Raw genomic sequence first — 19,703 nt, forward strand, 5'->3', positions numbered from 1 at the left:
GCCAATTAGGCATCGCCAGCTTTGGCAGAATTGGAATCCAGCGCTGGATCAGCGGAAACATCTCCACCTTCACCGTCTTCACCATCATCCAAATCATTCTCATCATCAGTATCGCTTTCAGCAATGCGCTGCAAGCCAGACAAACGTGTACCTTCATCAACGTTAATCAATGTGACACCTTGTGTGGCGCGACCCATCTCACGAATCTCTGAAACGCGTGTGCGCACCAAGATACCGCCAGTAGTAATCAACATAATTTGATCTTCAGGAGATACCAAAGCAGCGGCAACTACTTTTCCGTTTCGTTCGGTTGTCTGAATCGCAATCATGCCTTTAGTGCCGCGACCATGACGGGTGTATTCACTAATCGGAGTGCGCTTACCAAAACCATTTTCAGTTGCAGTCAACACGCTACTCGGAATGGCAAGGCCATTCGCATCAACGACAGCCGCCTCAACACCTTCAGCAGCTTCAGCTGGAGCAACCAACATGGCAATGACTTGATGACCTTCGCCTAAGTTCATACCGCGCACACCACGCGCCGTACGACCCATTGGACGAACATCATTCTCATCAAAGCGAACCGCTTTACCAGCATCGGAGAACAACATCACATCATGCTGACCGTCAGTAATCGCAGCGCCAACTAAGAAGTCGTTTTCATTTAAGTCGACAGCAATAATTCCGGCCTTACGTGGATTGGAGAAGTCGGATAAACGTGTCTTCTTCACAGTACCCAAGCTCGTTGCCATAAAGACGTAATGATCATCTTGATATCCCTTAATCGGGAGAATCACGGTAATCTTTTCACCTTCAATCAGCGGGAACATATTCACGATTGGCTTACCGCGTGAGTTACGACTACCCTGTGGAACTTCCCACACTTTGAGCCAGTACATACGGCCACGATCGGAGAAACACAAAATAATGTCATGCGTATTCGCAACGAAGAGTGTTTCAATCCAATCTTCATTCTTAGTAGCTGCAGCTTGCTTGCCACGTCCACCCCGTTTTTGCGCACGGTATTCACTCAGAGGCTGGCTCTTCATGTAACCAGTGTTAGAGAGTGTGACCACCATATCTTGCGGAGTGATCAAATCTTCTGTGAACAACTCGGTTGCATTCATTTCAATAAATGAACGGCGACCAGAGTCACCACCAGCAATACCAAACTCGGCTTGTACTTCTTTCAACTCAGATTCAATGACTTGAGTGACACGCTCTGGCTTAGCAAGTAAGTCAAGCAAATCCGAAATCTCCGCCATCACATCTTTGTACTCATTTACGATCTTGTCTTGCTCGAGGCCAGTCAAGCGTTGTAAACGCATCTGCAAAATTTCTTGCGCCTGGCTATCAGACAAACGATAGAGGCCGGTAGTTTGCATGCCGTACTCTGGCAGCAAACCTTCAGGGCGGTAGGCATTGCGACCGCCGGGAGTGTCTGTCTCTGCACGCGCCAACATCTCGCGCACCATGGAAGAGTCCCAAGGCTTACTCATTAATTCTTGCTTAGCAACTACGGGGTTTGCAGCAGCTTTGATGATGGCAATAAATTCATCAATGTTTGCCAATGCAACTGCCAAACCTTCTAAGACGTGACCACGCTCACGAGCTTTGCGCAATTCAAAAATCGTACGACGTGTCACAACTTCACGACGATGCTGCAAGAAGTACTCCAGCATTTGCTTCAGGTTCAACAGGCGCGGCTGGTTATCTACCAGAGCCACCATATTCATACCGAAGTTGTCTTGCAGTTGAGTGCTCTTGTACAAATTATTGAGAACTACTTCAGGCACTTCACCGCGCTTCAATTCAATGACTACACGCATACCTGACTTATCTGACTCATCACGTAAATCAGAAATGCCTTCTACTTTTTTCTCATTCACTAACTCAGCAATACGCTCGAGTAAGTTCTTTTTGTTTACTTGGTATGGCAACTCATCGACGATGATGGCCTGACGAGCGCCCTTGTCGAGGTCTTCAAAGTGAGTCTTGGCACGCATCACAACACGGCCACGGCCAGTGCGATAGCCCTCTCGAACACCTTGAACGCCATAAATAATGCCGGCGGTCGGGAAATCCGGTGCCGGAATGATTTCAATGAGCTCGTCAATCGTGCATTCTGGGTTGTGTAATACGTGTAAACAGGCTGTAACCACCTCATCCAAGTTATGGGGAGGGATATTGGTCGCCATACCCACGGCAATGCCTGAGCTGCCATTAATGAGCAAATTAGGCACTTTTGCAGGAAGAATCAGTGGTTCTTTCTCGCTACCGTCGTAATTTGGCCCAAAATCCACGGTTTCTTTGTCCAAATCAGCCAAAAGCTCATGGGCGATCTTACGAAGGCGGATCTCGGTATACCGCATTGCAGCAGCGTTATCACCGTCTACGGAGCCAAAGTTACCCTGCCCGTCAACCAGCATATAGCGCAGAGAGAAGTCCTGGGCCATGCGAACAATGGTGTCATACACCGCAGAATCGCCATGTGGATGGTATTTACCGATCACATCGCCAACTATACGGGCAGATTTTTTGTAAGCACGGTTCCAATCGTTGTTTAATTCATACATCGCAAATAAGACCCGGCGATGGACCGGTTTGAGGCCGTCACGTACGTCTGGCAGGGCTCTGCCGACAATGACGCTCATTGCGTAGTCCAAATAGGACCGCCGCATTTCGTCTTCTAGGGATATTGGTAGTGTTTCTTTAGCGGCTTGTTCCATTTTGAAATAATATCATTTTGATGACTGATAGCCCCTATGCTAAGATTCTGTCAGTTTGTACTAAATTGAGATGTGTCGCTTTGCGGTCTTTTGCTTCAAAGTAGGGCGAATTACATTTAAGTTTGACTTTAATTAAAAAAGAGATTTTTGAGGACTAAAAATGAACAAAACCCTAAAAGTGTTGTTAGCTTCTGTTGTTACTGTTTCTGCTTCCGCAGCAATGGCTTCTGATAACTGGGAAAACAGTGCTGGTTTGAGCTGGAAAAACGGCGACGGCACATTGTGCTGGCGTGACAACAACTGGACACCTGCAACCGCAGCTGCTGGTTGCGACGGCTTTTTAACACCAAAACCTGCAGCATCCGGTGTAAGCCAAAGCAAGATCACTTTGCAAGCTGACACACTCTATGACTTCGATAAAGCAACATTGAAGGCAGAAGGTCAAGCAACATTGAACAAGATCGCTGCTGACTTGAACAAGATCAAATTAGAAGTAATTATTGCTGTTGGTAACACTGATAGCGTTGGTACTGATGCTTACAACATGGCTCTCGGCCAGCGTCGTGCTCAGTCCGTTAAAGCTTACTTAGTAAGCAAAGGTGTTGACGGTAGCCGTATTTACACAGAATCAAAAGGCAAGAGCAATCCAGTTGCATCAAATGCAACTGCTGAAGGCCGCGCTAAAAACCGCCGCACCGACATCGAAGTTGTTGGTACAGCTGCAGTTAAGTAATTTTTTTACTTGTAAAAAAGCCCGGTTCTGCCGGGCTTTTTTATTTCCGCTATATTCGTAATTCACCTATCTCAACGCGCTTACCGCGCTTATCCCTATGAACGTCGATCAATCTGAAATCGCTAAATTTAGCGCCCTAGCCCATCGCTGGTGGGATCCCCAAAGCGAATTCAAGCCTTTGCATGCCATTAACCCCTTGCGCCTCAACTGGATTAAGTCCTTTGTTGACTTGGACGGCAAGAAAGTTCTTGATGTCGGTTGCGGCGGCGGGATTCTGGCGGAGTCGATTGCGCAGTCAGGCGCTGATACCTGCGGCATCGACCTATCTGAAAAAGCCCTTAAAGTCGCTGAGTTACATGCGCTAGAGGTAGGCGCCACCCTCAAATACCGCTCTATTTCAGCTGAAGCGCTAGCTGAGGAAGAGCCAGGGCAATATGACGTTGTTACCTGTATGGAGATGCTTGAGCATGTGCCAGACCCCTCATCTGTAGTCCATGCCTGTGCAAAGCTGTGTAAACCAGGCGGCACCCTCTTTTTTAGCACCCTGAACCGCAACCCCAAGTCCTACTTATTTGCCATTATTGGCGCTGAATATATCTTGCGACTACTCCCCAAGGGCACTCACGAATATGCCAAATTTATTAAGCCCTCTGAATTAGTCGCATTTACCCGTCACGCCGGATTGGAAATGCTTGGCATGAAGGGGATGACATACAACCCCATCACACAAGTCTACAAATTGGGTGAAGATATGGATGTGAACTACATGATTGCTGTTCGCAAATGAGTAGTGGGTTAGTAAGCCCTTACAAGGGCATCTTTTTTGACCTTGATGGCACTCTTGCCGATACGGCTCCAGACCTTGTCGCAGCTGCTAACCAACTCCTCATCACTCGCAATCTTCCAGCTATGCAATATGAGGTATTACGCCCCCGTGCTTCGGCAGGGGCTCGTGGATTGATTAAAGGGGCATTTGGGATCGATACCGATCATCCTGATTTCATTCCGCTTCGAGATGAGTTCTTCTCAAATTATGAAAAAGCACTCTTGGTCAATAGCGTCATTTTTGATGGTGTTGACCACTTGCTTGATCAATTAGATGGCGCAAAGCTACCTTGGGGCATTGTTACCAATAAAAGCGAGCGCTTTACCAATCCCCTAACTGAGTTAATGGGCTTACGCCAAAGAGCAGCATCAACAGTTTCAGGCGACACCACCCCTCACTCAAAACCCCATCCCGAGCCTATTTTGCACGCAGCTAGACTCGCCAATATTGACCCGACTAAATCGGTATATGTCGGTGATGACATTAGAGATATCGTGGCGGGTAAGGCAGCAGGCATGAAGACCATCGCAGCAGCCTATGGCTATTGTGGCTGCGAGGAGCCTCCAGAGGCCTGGGGCGCGGATTATCTCGTATATCACCCAAAAGAATTACTGGAAATCATCTTCCCGCAGTAGGGAGATAAAAAGATAACGAGCAATTTAGGGGTAAGCGCCTTAAAATAGATTCTCCAATGCATGAACTCCGGGGTCGACATGGTTTCGACGTGGATTACAAAGCATCAAGGGCATACCGAGGACCCGTTATCTCGTAAATCAATGGGAATGTAATAACTGCAAACGACGAACGTTTCGCACTAGCCGCTTAATTGCGGTTGCCCCTGAACTGATTCTCTCTTGGGTCAGCTAGCGAAAGCTAGATCAGGGTCATTTACAAGAGATAAGATCATTTCATGTCACGGGGAATGGTTCGAAAACTTAGTGAATCGCCAGCGTGGAACATGTCAGTCTGTGACTAGCTAGCTAAATTAAATGATATGACTAAGTATGTAGAACTTGTTGTAGAGGATTTGCGGACGCGGGTTCGATTCCCGCCGACTCCACCATTTTGAAGTATGTAACAGTCCAACGCCACCCACCAGGGTGGCGTTTTTCTATATAGATAAAAGCTTGCAAGGCCATCATGGTCTTTCCAAATCCAGCTCTAGCCAAAACCTCTGGGGGTATTATTGGGGGTATTCAAGCAAAATCGAACTAGATAAAAAACATGGTTGGGGGTACGTCTGGAAAGCTTACGGATAAAGGGATTAAGAGCTTCGTCAACCTAAATATTTCTAGAGCATTGTTTTACCGCTAATTAATAGGGACTTTAATAACTTGACTCTTTATTAAAGAGTACTTTAATATACATATTTAAATTAAAGAGTTCTTTAATATGAACCGAGTTAGCGGCACTTATGTTGTTACAAGCACCCTTAGCGAATCCGTTAAGGCATTTGTTCCTGCGCCACTGCCACCTAAAGATCCAGCACTCTCGCCTGCCTGCTATATAAAGCAAAACCAAGCGGCTGAGCTCGCATTAGCGCGCCTATCTGGTGTAACAGGTTTAGTGTCGTCGATTGATTGGCTGCTTTATGGCGCTATCCGCAAAGAGGCTTTACTCACCTCCCAGATTGAAGGTACTCAAGCTACCCTCACCGACTTATTTGATGACGAAGCTGGCTTAGATATTAAGAATGCCGATGACATTGAAGAAGTCACTAACTACATGCAAGCCTTTCGGTTTGTTAGAGAAAACTTGCGCGATGAGGCTGGTCTACCTATAAGTGTTCGTCTTTTATGTGGCGCCCATCAGCTACTTCTCAATGGCGTAAGGGGCACAGGCAAACAACCTGGTGAGCTTCGTAAATCCCAAAACTGGATTGGCGGCACGCGGCCGGGTAACGCAGTGTTCGTTCCACCACCAGCAGATGAAGTGCCTCAGCTTCTAGCCAATCTTGAGCAATTTATTCACAAGGAGGATGATGGTCTACCGCGTCTGGTAAATATCGCCCTTGCTCACGCCCAGTTTGAAACCATTCACCCATTCTTAGATGGTAATGGTCGTATTGGCCGATTATTAATTGCAGCATTGATGGAATACTTTGGCTTGTTACCAGAGCCTCTGATGTATTTAAGCTCTTACTTAAAAGAACATCAAATGGAGTATTACCGTTTACTTGGCGCCATCAGAACTGAGGGTGGTTGGGAGTCCTGGGTAAGTTTCTTTTTAGAAGGCGTTACTGAAGCAGCTACGTCAGCCGAAAGAGGAATCATTGAAGTGGCATCTAGAGTGTCAGCTGATAGGCGTCTGTTGCTTGCGTCTCAGGGCGCAAGCCCTGCAAGCTTGCGTCTCTTTGAATTGTTACCGATGATGCCGCGCTTTACGATTGATCGTATTAAGGTAGAGCTAAAGACGACCTTTCCAACTGCGAACGCTGCCGCTAGAACCCTAGAGGGACTTGGGATTGTTACTGAGGTCACGGGTCAATCTCGCAACCGCAGTTTTAGCTATCAACCTTACATTGATTTGATTTCAAAATAAGGTTGATATCAAATTCGATTAACGCTTCGGCGTTTTACCAACGATCTTCACTGCTCTCAAGAAATCAAAGTCAACGCCCTTGTCTGCTTGAGTGACTGTATCTAAGAATAGCTTTAGGTAGCCACGTTCTGCAGTGGGCTCCATTACTGGATTTGCTTTTGCACGCTTTGCCAACTCTTCATCTGAGACCAACAAACTAATCTCACGATTCTTCACGCTCAAGCGGATGCGGTCACCATTATGCACAAACGCTAATGGTCCACCTACTGCAGCTTCTGGAGTCACATGCAACACAATGGTTCCGAACGCCGTTCCACTCATACGCCCATCAGAAATTCTCACAATATCTTTTACGCCAGCGCGAGCAAGCTTCATCGGAATCGGAATATACCCTGCCTCTGGCATACCGGGTGCGCCTTTAGGGCCAATGTTCTTCAGCACCAAAATATCATCTGCTGTCACATCCAAGTCTGGACTATCAATGCGATTGGCTAGGTCTTCACTGTTTTCAAACACAACAGCGCGACCCTCATGCTCCATAAGTTTTTCATTGGCCGCTGATTGTTTAATGATGGCGGCACCGGGTGCTAGGTTGCCATGCAATACTGCAATGCTGCCACGTGGATAAATCGGGTTATCGAACTTGCGCACTACATCTTGCTTAAAGCTTGGAGGGGCCGCATCAATCTCTTCACCTAAAGTGCGACCTGTTACCGTCATCGCATCTAGCTTTAGTAAAGGCTTGAGCTCACGTAGCAGCGTAGTCATACCACCAGCATCATGGAAGTTCTCCATGTAGTGATCACCAGAGGGCTTTAAATCCACCAACACTGGCGTCTCATCACCCATCTTATCGAGTGCATCCAAGTCAATCTCTAGGCCCATACGACCAGCGATGGCAGCTAAATGTACGATGCCGTTAGTCGAGCCACCAATTGCCAATAAAACACGCATCGCGTTTTCAAAAGCGTCTGCTGTTAATACCTTATCAATTGTTAGGCCGTCTTTTGCCATTTGTACAGCGCGAGTACCAGTCTCTTCTGCAATCCGAATACGGTCGGCAGTAACTGCTGGTGGTGTTGCGCCACCAGGCACAGTCATACCAAGCGCCTCAGAGATACAAGCCATCGTACTAGCAGTACCCATGACTGAGCAGGTACCTACGCTAGCTACCAATTGGTCATTCACTTCATCTTTTTCAACTTCATCAATTTCGCCAGCGCGGAATTTTCCCCAATAGCGGCGACAGTCAGTGCATGCACCCACACGCTCGCTTCGATGGGAGCCCGTCAGCATGGAACCAGTGATCAACTGAATTGCTGGAAGACCAGCAGAAGCTGCGCCCATCATTTGCGCAGGTACAGTTTTATCGCAACCACCAATCATCACTACTGCATCCATCGGCTGAGCACGCAACATCTCTTCCGTATCCATTGACATCAGGTTACGCAAATACATGCTGGTAGGCGCAGCAAAGCTTTCATGAATCGAGATGGTGGGGAAATCCATCGGCAAGCCACCAGCCAACATCACGCCCCGCTTTACAGCCTCAATCAGTTGCGGCATGTTGCCATGACAGGGGTTATAAGCACTGCCAGTATTAATAATGCCAATGACGGGGCGGTCCAGAGCGCTATTGGTATAGCCAGCACCCTTGATAAATGCTTTACGCAAAAACAGCGAGAAGCCTTTATCGCCGTAACTGGTTAAGCCCTTACGTAAACCGCTCTCTGTGGGCAGCTTTTTTTCTTTATCTACATTGCTTGTCATAAGTAACTCTTTAACTTAAAAAATAAATGGTGCTTACTCAGCCTTAATATCAGCTTCTCTGATGACCTTTTCCCAACGCTTCACTTCAGTAGCTAGCAACTCAGCTGATTTCTTGGGCTTGGTTGGCGCTGCGGCGTAAACACCCTGCTTAAGGAATGCTTCCTTCACCTCAGGATTGAGTAATAGTTTAGCGATAGCACTATTTAACTGATCAACGATAGGCATGGGCGTACCGACTGGCGCTAAAACACCAAAGGTAGAGCTCACTTCCAGCGCAGGCATACCAGATTCAGCGGTCGTGGGAACATCAGGCAACATCGAAATGCGTTTTGCCGTTGTCACTGCTAGAGGACGTAATTGCCCAGCGTTGATAAACGGCAATGCAGCCGGAACGGTTTCTACTATCATGTTGACTTGTCCCGCAACCAAATCGGTCATAGCTGGGCCGCTACCCTTGTATGGCACGTGCGTGATTTTGAGACCCGCTTCTTTTTGGAAAATTTCTGCACCCATTCTCTGCGGTGCGCCGGCACCGGAAGAGGCGTAATTTAATTTATCTGGATTGGCTTTTGCGTAGTCCACTAAGCCTTTTAAGGTTCTTACGGGAACGTTGGGGTTCACCACCACCACCAAAGGTACAGAACCAACAATCATGACCGGAGTGAAATCTTTCAGGAGATCGTAACGTAACTTGCCCTTTTCAAGCGTGGCCATAGTGGAATGTGAGGTAACTGCGCCCATCAGTAAGGTGTAGCCATCTGGGTTTGCCTTAGCTACCGCTTCTGCACCGATATTGCCACCAGCTCCACCGCGATTCTCAACTAACACTTGCTGACCCAAAGATTCACCTAAATTCTTGGCTAGAATTCGTCCAATGACATCGGTAGCCCCACCAGGAGGATAGGGCACGATGAGTTTGATTGGCCTGTCTGGATAGGCGGCATGCACTAAACCAGAAAAACTCAGGATCAGGGTTGCCTGAGCGATAGAACGGCAAATCCTGCCCAATTGAAAAGTGATCATTTTTATCTCCGTGTCACAGTTTTATATTTATGCTCTCAATATACTAAACTTCATCATTACATCTATTTAAGCTTGCTGAGCCTAATTCCACATCTTGCCAAGGACCGCTATGTCAAACATTCAACCTTTTCACCTGGCTTTTCCTGTAGACAACCTGGAAGCAGCCCGTACTTTTTACGGCAGCACCTTAGGTTGCGCAGAAGGTCGCAGCTCTGATGAATGGATTGATTTTGACTTCTTTGGACACCAATTAGTTGCCCACCTTGCACCTGAAGAATGCAGTCATGCAGCCTCAAATGAGGTTGACGGACATCAAGTTCCCGTAAAATACTTTGGGGTGGTGCTGACAATGCCAGATTGGCATGCATTAGCGGATAAATTAAGTAGCAGTGGCATGAAGTTCATCATCGAGCCACAGATTCGCTTCAAAGGAAAAGTGGGGGAGCAGGCCACCATGTTCTTTCTCGATCCTGCTGGCAATGCCTTAGAGTTCAAAGCATTCGAGGATCCCAGCCAGCTATTTGCTAAATAATTGGCTGAGATAGAAAAAATGACTACAAGCTATCTATTGCATTAGAAAAACTGGTAACTCATGCCTGCTTGAAAATTGATGGGTGCGCCAGCAAAAATTCCATCAGGACTTCTACTGGAAATATAGCGCTTGTTCAGCAAGTTGTTGACCACACCAAATACTTTCAAACTTTTATTGATTGCATAATTCGCACTCCAATTCACAGTGGTGATAGTAGAGATTTCCCCTAAAGTGCCAATGGAGTTTGACAAAACAGTATTTGCTGAATCGGCAAATTGAGGTGATAAGTAATTCACACTAACTAAAGTGTTGAGGCCATTTTTCTGATAGCTGACACCTAAATTCGATACCAACTCTGATGTGTATGGGATACGGTTTCCATCTTTCCCCATAGAAGAATTACCAACAAACTTAGCAACCGGAATGTAAGTTAGATTCCCACTCAGACCCCATCCAGATTCAAGCGCGTAAGCTAAAGATAATTCCATCCCCTGATGTAAGCTCTTGCCGCCGTTGGCTTTAGTAATGCCCGCAGCAAGACTTTGATTGACGATTTGATTACTAAAGTTCATGCTAAATATCGCCGCATCATAGCTGAACCCGTTATTGACGCCCCGTAGACCAAACTCAAAATTAGTTGATCTCTCAGGATCCAATTGCTGATCCACACCCTTTTCACTAATGGCAGTTGCCAATTGAGCGGGCGCAAATCCTTTATATACACTCGAGTAAAGCTGTAACTCTGGAATCAGTTGCCAGCTTGCTCCGATTTGAGGCACAGTTTCTAAATTCTTTGCACTACCTGACTTTTCAGTCAGGACATTATTTCGAGATTGGTTATAGCTTTCAATACGTACACCAGGAGTCACTGCAAAGTCTTTTGATAGCAAGAATCTATTTTGCGCAAAGAGAGCTACTGAATTGGCTTTATTTTCTTCATGCCCTGATACTCTTCCAGACTTAGCTAAGCTTTGGGATGCCACCAGCTGGTTTGATTGCGACTCAGTATGCAAGCGCAGCCCAAATTCAAATTCATTACCTATGCCCATTGCCTCATAAGCATGAGTCACTCGTGAATCCACTCCGAGCATTTGAAATTCCCGATTACGCCCAAACATACAATCATTATTACCATTGCAAAGAGTAAAACTGGTTTTGTCCGCAGTACGACTACTGATGCTTTGACGCCAGTAATCCCGATCTAAGCGACTCCAGTAAAACAAGGTGTTCATTTTTGTCCCTGAACCGAGCTCCCAAGAGTGATTCAGATCAACAGCATTTCTCTGAGTAACGAAGTAATCATTGGGGGCGGGATTCCCTGAAAATCGTGTGTCATATTGATTTGGTCTCAAGCCAACATATGAGGTATTGATATTGTTGTCATAGTGGGTATATTTCAGGCTTAGCCATTGATTTTGATCAATGGCCACCCCGCCCTTGAAAAGAATGTCGTACATCTTGAAGCCATTGCCTTGATACCCATCACTCTCTGACTTAATGATGTTGATGCCTGCGATCGCTCCATTACTTTCCGACTTTCCGCCGGCCTCAATTTGAGCCAATTGATAACCATAATTACCCGCTTTACCAGAAAGCTTAAAGCCCTCCTCTGGAGTCTTGGTCAGGTAATTAATAACCCCACCAATATTAGAAGGGCCGTACTGCAAGCCTGATGCCCCCTTCAAAACTTCAATGCCGCTCATACGATCAACAGGCGGGCTGTAATAAGAGGCGCTAGAAATAAATAGGCTGGGGTGGATAGGTGCACCATCCTCCAGTAACAAGACTTTCTGACTACGACTAGGATTAAGTCCTCGAATGCCAATATTCGGAATGGAGCCTAAGCCGCCTTCATCACCCCGGATATTGATACCTGGAATAGTCTTAAGAGCATCTTGAATAGATAAGGGCTGAAGTAACTCCAGCTGCTTTTGATTGATTACTTCGACCGTACCTGGAATTTTCGAGCGCGCATTTTCCTCGCTGCCGACAATATCCATTCTTGGCAAATCTATTTCCTTAGCCTGAATACCCGAGCTCAAGGAACACCCGCAAATCAAGGCCAAGCGCAAAGCCCAAACCAATTTTTTCTGCTTCATATGCAATCTCCAGAGATAAAAACATCAAATCGCTGGCTAATCGCATATCAAAATACTTTTGCTGGCTAATAAATTAGGGTGCTTAGTGCATCACTATTTAGTCAAAATAAGCTTCTTTAATTTAGTAATTCTTAAAATATATCTTTCGCCATCGTGGATGATGACCACGGTTTTCTCTTTGCCAAACAAAGTCGAACTGGCAATCACCTTATCTAATCTCAATTGAGGATTTACAAAATCTGCTCTCGAGACACTTAACTCTGGTTTCAAGTTACGCCTCTAACCTGAAGTGGATCGGGAGATGGTAGCAGTGAGATATGACCTGATCCTGAGGCTCTAGGGCAGAAAATTTCCACTCTCTCACACCCTCTATGGCGGATCTATCTAGTTTTTCATAGCCAGAACTTTTGAGTAACTGAACATGTTCCACTCGCCCTCGACCATCAATACACAACTTGAGTTGAACGGCCCCTTGCTCACGCATTCGCCTACTTAAAAGGGGATAAATGGGTTTTGGATTGAAAAATATATTTCTATCACGAAAGGTTTGAGCTACCGGAGACGACATGCTTGGCTCATGATTACTGAAGTCCTTCGCAATCGTTGATGCAAGGTAACTTGGAGTGACGTTGATGTCCTGAGTTTGTTTTGATACTTTGGATACAGCGCGATGATCAAGCGAGTCCCTCAAACTGAGATCTAGCCTCTCTGGTGCAAAAGTCTGCGGTGCTCTCACTTGAAATATTCCCATTCCAAAAATAATGGAAATATGCGCCCCAATTACCCCAAGAGGAATGAGATTAGATGCGCTAATCTTTAATTTTTTTCCTATCAAGAAACAAAGCCCTTACATACATCAACTCAATAATGAAAGATGATAATCATTCTCATTTATTTTATTAGATGTTTTCCCGGCCAACAACCCCTTCAATTAAAGGGCCCGCAGGCTCCAAGGATATTCAGAGAGTTGGATGGGTGAAGCTAATACTTCTGATGAATTTGTAAGCGCCAGAGTGAAGTGATTTCAGCTGCTCTTGCAAAATGAAGAGAGTCTGAGTCATCAAATGCTTTCGGATGTTTAGGTTTGGTATCAATACGGTCAAGAACAACTAATCCGGCATCTTCAATCCAAGAGAGTAGCTCTTGTCGAGATCTGAGCTCTAAATGTTCGGCCAAATCAGACAGAATCAACCAGCCCTCACCTTGAGGCAGCAAATGTTCTTTCAATCCCGCCAAAAATCCTTTGAGCATCTGACTCTCGGGATCATAGACCGCATACTCTAGTAAGGAGCTAGGCCTTGCAGGTACCCATGGTGGGTTACAGATAATCAATGAAGCCTTTCCTGCTGGAAATAAATTAGCCTTCACAATGTCTATTTGAGAACCTAAACCTAAGAGTGCAATATTTTCTTTGGCACATATCAGCGCTCGATCATCTTGATCGGTGGCAACAATTTTTTGCACATCCCGCATTGCCAAAATAATCGATAGCACACCAGTACCCACGCCAATATCAAAAGCTGTGGATTCTCGATCAAGGGATTTGGGTAAAGGGGCGCTACAAACTAACTCAATGTACTCACCACGAACGGGTGAGAAAACGCCGTAATGCGGGTGAACGTAAATTGGCTCGCCATTTTCATCTGCCAGAATAGGCAAACCATTTTTGCGCCACTCATGAGCGCTGACTACGCCCAAGAGTTCACGCAAAGAAACTACATAAGAGTGATCAACGATGCCATATGCCTCTAAACATGCTTGCGTGATATTGGGCGCACGACGTAGAGAGATGGTGTGATCCGCATTACATTGAATTAACAACATACCCAGTATTCGGGCACGCTGAGATTGAATTAGGCGGTGTTGATTAAAAATATCTTTTGCTGTTTTCTTGGGGGCAGCATCGATAGACTTATCCACCCTCTTACCGGCACGCTTTGATTTTTTTGATGGTTTGTCTATACGACGAACCAAGGCCTGCAATAACTGTCTAGCGTTTTGGAAATCACCCTTCCAGAGAATAGCCGTACCTTCACATGCCAAATGATAAGCATCATCTGCCGTTAATGTATCGTCGGCAGTCACCACTTTTTTATGTGCTGCGATCCCATTTTCAGAATGCCAAACTGCTGAACAGTTCTGGCCACCCTCTTCCCAGTGAATGAAGCTATCCTGGTTCATGAATTACTCAGGAGGATGTTCCTCGGTATTGACATCTAAAGCAATCAAGAACCGAGAGACCATGTTGTAAGCTGCCACTACAGTGACAAGCTCAACGGTATCGGTATTACCCAAAGTAGCCTGCAAGCGCTTAATCAGAGCGCTATCCACCTGAATATTGCGCGTCATCTGGAACGTGAGTGCTGCAGCATCATTCTCTACAGAAGAGAATAAGGCGCTAGGAAAGTTTGGCTGACCAATTAAACGCAGTGCTTTCACTTGCTCTTCAGTGCCCCCAGCCTTTATAAACGGCGGAGCGTGATGGAAAAACTCATATTCAGCGCCATTCAGAACAGCTACCCCGCACATCGCCAACTCACGCAGCTTTGGATCTAAGGAGAGATTATTGCGAATCTCGCCCACAAAATGGTTCCAGCCCTCGGCAATTGGAGTGCTGTGTAAAAGCATGCGATCCAAATTAATGAACTGACCACCGCGTCTTTTACGAATAGCTGCTACCAAATCAGCAGGCTCAGCCAGGTCCATCGGCTGATAGGGAATTAAACGCTCACTCATATCAATTCCTTATTGTGTTTCTTTAATATTGTTTTCAATCACAAACTTACCCCATACCGCAATTTGCTTACCGATAAAGTCACGCAGAGTTTCTGGATTACCAGCAACAACTTCAATGCCTTGTGATTTTAATTTAGATGCAACTGCAGGCGTCTTGAGTGCTTTCGTGACAGCTTGGTTCATGGCGTTGACGATTGCCGGTGGAGTTTTTCCTGGAGCTAAAACTGCCCACCATGCTGGTGCATTAAATCCAGGGAAGCCACTCTCAGAAATCGTTGGCACATTGGGCAACTCAGGGGATCTTTTAACGGTAGTGATGACTAGGGGAATAACACCACCACTATCAATATGGGGCTTGACTAAGAATTCTGAGCCAACAGCCAGTTGAACTTGGCCACCGAGTACATCTTGCATCAATGGTCCTCCGCCACGGTAAGGAACGTGATTCCAATCAAAGCCCGCTTGCTTAGCCAAACGCGCCATAGCTAGGTGACCTAAGCTACCAATACCAATGGATCCATAGCTAAATTGTTTACCAGTCTTAGACTGGTCTACCAACTGCTTAAAGCTCGTGATAGCAGAATTCTTGCTGGCCACCAATACCATCGGTGAGGTACCAATTAAGGTTACAGGGGCTATGTCTTTAATCGTGTCATACGGAAGCTTATCTTTGAGGACTGGATTTACTCCGTGAGTATCAAAAACTACAGCAAAGGTATAGCCATCAGGATCTGACCTGGTCATGGCGGCCGTTCCAATCACGCCAGATGCTCCACCAACATTTTCGACAATGACGTTTTGCTTTAATTCTGCTTGCAAAGCCGGGGCCAAGGTACGCGCCACTTGATCCACAGAGCCGCCAGGCGGGAAAACAGCAATCAGGCGAATCGGTTTTTGGGTAGGCCAAGCGCCTACACCCGCAGTTTGAGCGCTAGCAAAAGAACCAGCGAACATCATGAAAAAGCCAAATAAAAGGGCTTTTTTAGTTATTTTCAAGTAAATCGGCATGCATCATCTCCCTCGATTAAGACTGCAAGATTACCACCCATCCTCGCCGCTTGTTTGATAATGGATGCCGGAGCAAGATGAGATTACCTATGAAACCAATTTTGAACGTGGCCGCCTACTTATTTGTCAGTCTAGACAATTTAATTGAGCTACGCGCCAAGATCCTAGATGAGTGCAATTCTGGCGAGTTAAAGGGCACCATTCTCTTGACTGGTGAAGGCATCAATATGTTCCTAGCCGGTAGTGAACCTGCATTGCGTCACTTTCTAAATTACTTGCGCCAGGATCCGCGCTTTGCAACCCTTCAAACCAAAGATAGCTGGTCCGAAACTCAGCCATTCAAGAAGATGTTGGTCAAAATTAAGAATGAAATCATTCGGATGAATCACCCAGCGATTCGTCCAGAAGAAGGTCGCGCTAACTTCATTACACCAAAAAAGTTACAAGAGTGGCTTGATCGTGGAACCGATGATTTAGGACGCCCAGTAGTCATGGTGGACACACGCAATGCTTTTGAAGTCGAGTATGGGACTTTTGAAAATGCACTGCATTTTAATATCGAAAAATTTACAGAATTTCCTGCGGCAATTTCAGCTCATAAAGATGAGTTAGCGGATAAAACTTTAGTAAGCTTTTGCACCGGTGGAATTCGTTGTGAAAAGTCTGGTCTCTACATGCGTGAAATTGGCATGCAACACAGCTATCAGCTAGAGGGCGGCATCCTCAAGTACTTTGAAGAAGTTGGCTCCGCACACTACAACGGTAGCTGCTTCGTATTTGATGAGCGGGAAGCGCTAGAACCTAACCTAGACACCATCCCACTTGAACGCTCGATCCGAAAAAAACAGATCGCCTAAATACCGAGGGTTTTAGCGTGATTTACCCACCAAAGTCATATGCTCAACAAAAGGTGGTTTTACGAAGAATGGCCCAACAATAGCTCGCCAATCAGCAAAGGCTTCAGACCCCCTAAAGTCCACTGTATGGTTCTCCAGGGTATCCCAGTAAATCAGCAATAGGTAGCGAGCAGGACTTTCGATACTGCGGTTAACCTTAAAACCCTGGAAGCCTTTAGCTTTAGCAATCACCGTATTGACGCCACGCAAAATGGCCTCCTCAAACTCAGCGCTCTCAGTTGGGTCAATTTCTATATCGCAGTGCTCTAAAATCATGATGCTTCCTTTTTAAAAAGTATTTCTATATCAATAGTAAAATTCATTTATAAAAGAAGCTTAATCTAAAAAATATCTGGGCTCGAGACATGTCTAATATCCTCCATCGGCAAATGCCGATTTTTTTATCTGCCTTGATTTTTTCATGCACAAGCTTAGTAACGAGTTTCAATACTGCAGCGCAATCAACACAGAGCTACCCCAACAAGCCAATTAAGTTGATTGCCCCAGTGGCGGCTGGGGGTGGTCTCGATAACATCGCTCGCTCGCTTGCTGAGAAAATGTCCAAGTCGATTGGTCAAACCGTCGTTGTAGAAAATATTGGTGGAGGCGGAGGTACTATTGCCTCGCAGTCAGTCGCAAAAGCGACCCCAGATGGCTACACCTTAATGGTTGCCTACGTTGGCTCGCATGGAACTAATCCAGCGGTTCGAAAACTACCCTACGATGCCATAAAAGATTTCACGGCAATTGGCATGATAGGGGCAACGCCAAACGCTCTGGTCATCAATCCTGATTTACCGATTAAAAACTTCAAAGAATTTATTGATTACGCCAAGAAGAATCCAGACAAAATCAGTTACGGCTCTGCTGGCCCAGGAACATTGACCCATTTAGGGATGGAGCAATTAAAGCTGGCTGCAGGAATCTCCATGGTTCATGTCCCTTATCGTGGTGTAGGGCCAGCCTATACGGATTTGTTAGCAGGCCAAACTCAAGCGATGCTGCCAACCCTCTTTGCTGCCATGCCCTACTTAAATACCAATCGAGTTCGTGGCTTAGCCATCACTGGCGCCAAGCGTAATCCTGCTGCACCGAATATTCCTACCTTTAAGGAGCTTGGCTACAACGGCTTTGATGGGCAGCAATGGTATGGAATCGTTGGCCCCGCCAACCTTCCGCCTGCGATTGTTAAGAAGCTTAATTCGGAGCTCAATAAGGCATTGGCGCTTCCCGATTTCTCGGAAAAAATGACCAATGAAGCCATGACATTAATGCCGATGTCTCCGCAACAATTTGAAAACTATATTAAAGAAGATATTGCTCGCTGGGCTAAGGTCGCCAAAGAACGCAATATTGAATTGGAATAAATTCAGTTACTCGGTTACTCAGCTATTCACTCTCACTAAATTCGATACTTATAAAAAATAGGAAATCACATGTCCCAAGTTATTCAAGCAGCATCCGATCTAAATGCGCCACCAGTCACTAAAATATTGGCTGAGTTTGTTACTTCACACCCCAGTCAAGGCTGGAGTCCTGAGGTTGACCATGAGGCTCATCGCACCTTTTTAAATTGGCTTGGATGCGCAATTGGCGCAGCTAATCACGAGAGCGTTGAATCCTCATTAGCTGCTATCCGCGAATTTCAACCAGCACCTCAGGCAAGCATTCTGGGGCGAAAGGATCGCGTTGACATGGGTGGTGCAGCGCTCATCAATGGCATTAGCTCGCATACCTTTGACTTTGACGACACGCATCTAAAAACGGTGATACACCCTGCAGGACCAGTAGCCTCTGCCATTCTCGCTTTGGGTGAACATACGAATGTCACAGGCCGTCAAATAGTGGATTCACTCGTTTTAGGAATTGATGTTGCTTGCCGTGTTGGTAATGCTATGTATCCAGACCACTACCATCGTGGCTGGCATATCACTGGCTCTACTGGCATGCTAGGCTCTGCTGCAGCTTGCTCACGTCTAATGGGGCTGGATGTCCAGAAAACCACCATGGCATTAGGCATCGCAGCATCTCAGCCAGTGGGTATGCGTGAGCAATTTGGCACCATGACAAAACCCTTTCACCCAGGCGGTGCAGCACGTGCAGGACAACTCTCTGCCCTGTTAGCAAAGCATGGCTTTACTGCTAGCCCTAAAGCTTTAGAAGCGGGCCGTGGCTATATGCAAACCGTTTCAACTAAATGTGACTGGTCAGAAATTGATCGAGAGCTTGGTAAAGCATTTGAGATTTCATTAAACACCTACAAACCATTCGCTTGTGGAATTGTGATCCACCCAGCCATTGATGCGTGCGCGCAACTCAAAGCACAAGGCGTCAAAGCAGAAGAAGTGGAACGCATTGAATTACGCGCTCATCCACTTGTCCTAGAATTAACTGGTAAGAAAACACCTAAAGATGGTCTAGAAGGTAAATTCAGCGTCTACCATGGCTGTGCCGTCGGCTTAATTTTCGGTCAAGCGGGTGAAGGTGAATATGCCGATGATATTGTCAATCGCCCTGATGTAGTTGCCTTGCGCGCCAAAGTAAACGCCACAACTGATACATCCATCAGTGAAGCATCGGTGGACGTCAAAGCGATTCTGAAGGATGGAAGAGAAGTCCATATCTTCGTTAAAAATGCAATTGGGTCTGTTGAGAATCCAATGAGCGACGCTAATTTAGAGCAAAAGTTCACTAGCTTGACTGAGCCAGTGATTGGCAAAGAAAAAACTGCTCAACTCATTGCAGCATTATGGAATCTAGGAAGTGCACCCGATCTCAAGAAAATATTGAGTCTTTGTACTCCCGACTAA

At 46.1% G+C, this 19,703-nt stretch carries 18 protein-coding genes and 1 other RNA gene; 9 read left to right on the forward strand and 10 right to left on the reverse strand.

Going from position 1 to position 19,703, the window contains the following annotated elements:
- Positions 1-5 precede the first annotated feature (5 nt).
- Positions 6-2,729 (reverse strand): DNA gyrase subunit A, encoded by a 2,724-nt coding sequence (gene gyrA / locus C2747_RS08040; protein ID WP_215331091.1) that lies wholly within the window; start codon positions 2,727-2,729, stop codon positions 6-8.
- A gap of 160 nt (positions 2,730-2,889) precedes the next feature.
- Between gyrA and ompA the strand changes: the two genes are divergently transcribed.
- The 5 genes from ompA (at position 2,890) to C2747_RS08065 (ending at position 6,829) form a co-directional block, all read left to right on the forward strand.
- Positions 2,890-3,462: an outer membrane protein OmpA gene (gene ompA / locus C2747_RS08045; protein ID WP_215331093.1), complete on the forward strand. Its 573-nt coding sequence runs from the start codon at positions 2,890-2,892 to the stop codon at positions 3,460-3,462.
- A 97-nt stretch (positions 3,463-3,559) separates the two neighbouring features.
- Positions 3,560-4,249, forward strand: coding sequence for a bifunctional 2-polyprenyl-6-hydroxyphenol methylase/3-demethylubiquinol 3-O-methyltransferase UbiG (gene ubiG / locus C2747_RS08050; RefSeq protein ID WP_215331095.1), 690 nt, complete (start codon positions 3,560-3,562; stop codon positions 4,247-4,249).
- Positions 4,246-4,923 (forward strand): HAD family hydrolase, encoded by a 678-nt coding sequence (locus tag C2747_RS08055; RefSeq protein WP_215331097.1) that lies wholly within the window; start codon positions 4,246-4,248, stop codon positions 4,921-4,923. Before ubiG ends, C2747_RS08055 begins: the two co-directional genes overlap by 4 nt.
- A gap of 69 nt (positions 4,924-4,992) precedes the next feature.
- Positions 4,993-5,351, forward strand: a transfer-messenger RNA (tmRNA) gene (ssrA, locus tag C2747_RS08060).
- A gap of 329 nt (positions 5,352-5,680) precedes the next feature.
- A complete protein-coding gene (locus C2747_RS08065; protein WP_215331099.1) occupies positions 5,681-6,829 on the forward strand; it encodes a Fic family protein in 1,149 nt (382 codons plus the stop codon).
- 18 nt (positions 6,830-6,847) lie between these two features.
- On the opposite strand, the gene C2747_RS08070 is transcribed toward C2747_RS08065, so the two are convergent.
- Together C2747_RS08070 and C2747_RS08075 are read right to left on the reverse strand one after the other, a co-directional pair.
- Complete coding sequence (locus tag C2747_RS08070) at positions 6,848-8,599, reverse strand: IlvD/Edd family dehydratase (RefSeq protein WP_215331101.1); 1,752 nt, start codon at positions 8,597-8,599, stop codon at positions 6,848-6,850.
- A gap of 33 nt (positions 8,600-8,632) precedes the next feature.
- Positions 8,633-9,622 carry a Bug family tripartite tricarboxylate transporter substrate binding protein gene (locus tag C2747_RS08075; RefSeq protein ID WP_215331102.1) on the reverse strand — a complete coding sequence of 330 codons (990 nt, stop codon included), beginning with the start codon at positions 9,620-9,622 and terminating at the stop codon, positions 8,633-8,635.
- Between the two features lie 109 nt (positions 9,623-9,731).
- On the opposite strand from C2747_RS08075, the gene C2747_RS08080 reads away from it, so the two are divergent.
- Positions 9,732-10,154: a VOC family protein gene (locus tag C2747_RS08080; RefSeq protein WP_215331104.1), complete on the forward strand. Its 423-nt coding sequence runs from the start codon at positions 9,732-9,734 to the stop codon at positions 10,152-10,154.
- 41 nt (positions 10,155-10,195) lie between these two features.
- On the opposite strand, the gene C2747_RS08085 is transcribed toward C2747_RS08080, so the two are convergent.
- From C2747_RS08085 to C2747_RS08110, 6 genes are all read right to left on the reverse strand, one after another.
- Complete coding sequence (locus C2747_RS08085; protein WP_215331106.1) at positions 10,196-12,253, reverse strand: TonB-dependent receptor family protein; 2,058 nt, start codon at positions 12,251-12,253, stop codon at positions 10,196-10,198.
- A gap of 93 nt (positions 12,254-12,346) precedes the next feature.
- Complete coding sequence (hemP, locus tag C2747_RS10640; protein WP_349814589.1) at positions 12,347-12,460, reverse strand: hemin uptake protein HemP; 114 nt, start codon at positions 12,458-12,460, stop codon at positions 12,347-12,349.
- Positions 12,461-12,524: 64 nt separating this feature from the next.
- Positions 12,525-12,989, reverse strand: a complete 465-nt coding sequence (locus tag C2747_RS08095) for an energy transducer TonB (protein ID WP_215331109.1) — start codon at positions 12,987-12,989, stop codon at positions 12,525-12,527.
- 245 nt (positions 12,990-13,234) lie between these two features.
- A complete protein-coding gene (locus C2747_RS08100; protein ID WP_215331111.1) occupies positions 13,235-14,434 on the reverse strand; it encodes a methyltransferase in 1,200 nt (399 codons plus the stop codon).
- A 3-nt stretch (positions 14,435-14,437) separates the two neighbouring features.
- Complete coding sequence (locus tag C2747_RS08105) at positions 14,438-14,989, reverse strand: carboxymuconolactone decarboxylase family protein (protein ID WP_215331113.1); 552 nt, start codon at positions 14,987-14,989, stop codon at positions 14,438-14,440.
- 9 nt (positions 14,990-14,998) lie between these two features.
- Entirely contained in the window at positions 14,999-15,997 is a 999-nt protein-coding gene (locus tag C2747_RS08110; RefSeq protein ID WP_215331115.1) for a tripartite tricarboxylate transporter substrate binding protein, read from the reverse strand.
- 89 nt (positions 15,998-16,086) lie between these two features.
- On the opposite strand from C2747_RS08110, the gene C2747_RS08115 reads away from it, so the two are divergent.
- Positions 16,087-16,854 (forward strand): sulfurtransferase, encoded by a 768-nt coding sequence (locus C2747_RS08115; protein WP_215331117.1) that lies wholly within the window; start codon positions 16,087-16,089, stop codon positions 16,852-16,854.
- Positions 16,855-16,866: 12 nt separating this feature from the next.
- Here the strand turns inward: C2747_RS08115 and C2747_RS08120 are convergent, their stop codons facing one another.
- A complete protein-coding gene (locus C2747_RS08120) occupies positions 16,867-17,169 on the reverse strand; it encodes an antibiotic biosynthesis monooxygenase family protein (protein ID WP_215331119.1) in 303 nt (100 codons plus the stop codon).
- Positions 17,170-17,258: 89 nt separating this feature from the next.
- Between C2747_RS08120 and C2747_RS08125 the strand changes: the two genes are divergently transcribed.
- Entirely contained in the window at positions 17,259-18,260 is a 1,002-nt protein-coding gene (locus C2747_RS08125) for a Bug family tripartite tricarboxylate transporter substrate binding protein (RefSeq protein WP_215331121.1), read from the forward strand.
- Positions 18,261-18,329: 69 nt separating this feature from the next.
- Positions 18,330-19,703 (forward strand): MmgE/PrpD family protein, encoded by a 1,374-nt coding sequence (locus C2747_RS08130; RefSeq protein ID WP_215331123.1) that lies wholly within the window; start codon positions 18,330-18,332, stop codon positions 19,701-19,703.

The sequence above is a fragment of the Polynucleobacter corsicus genome (assembly GCF_018688255.1).
Classification (GTDB): Bacteria; Pseudomonadota; Gammaproteobacteria; order Burkholderiales; family Burkholderiaceae; genus Polynucleobacter; species Polynucleobacter corsicus.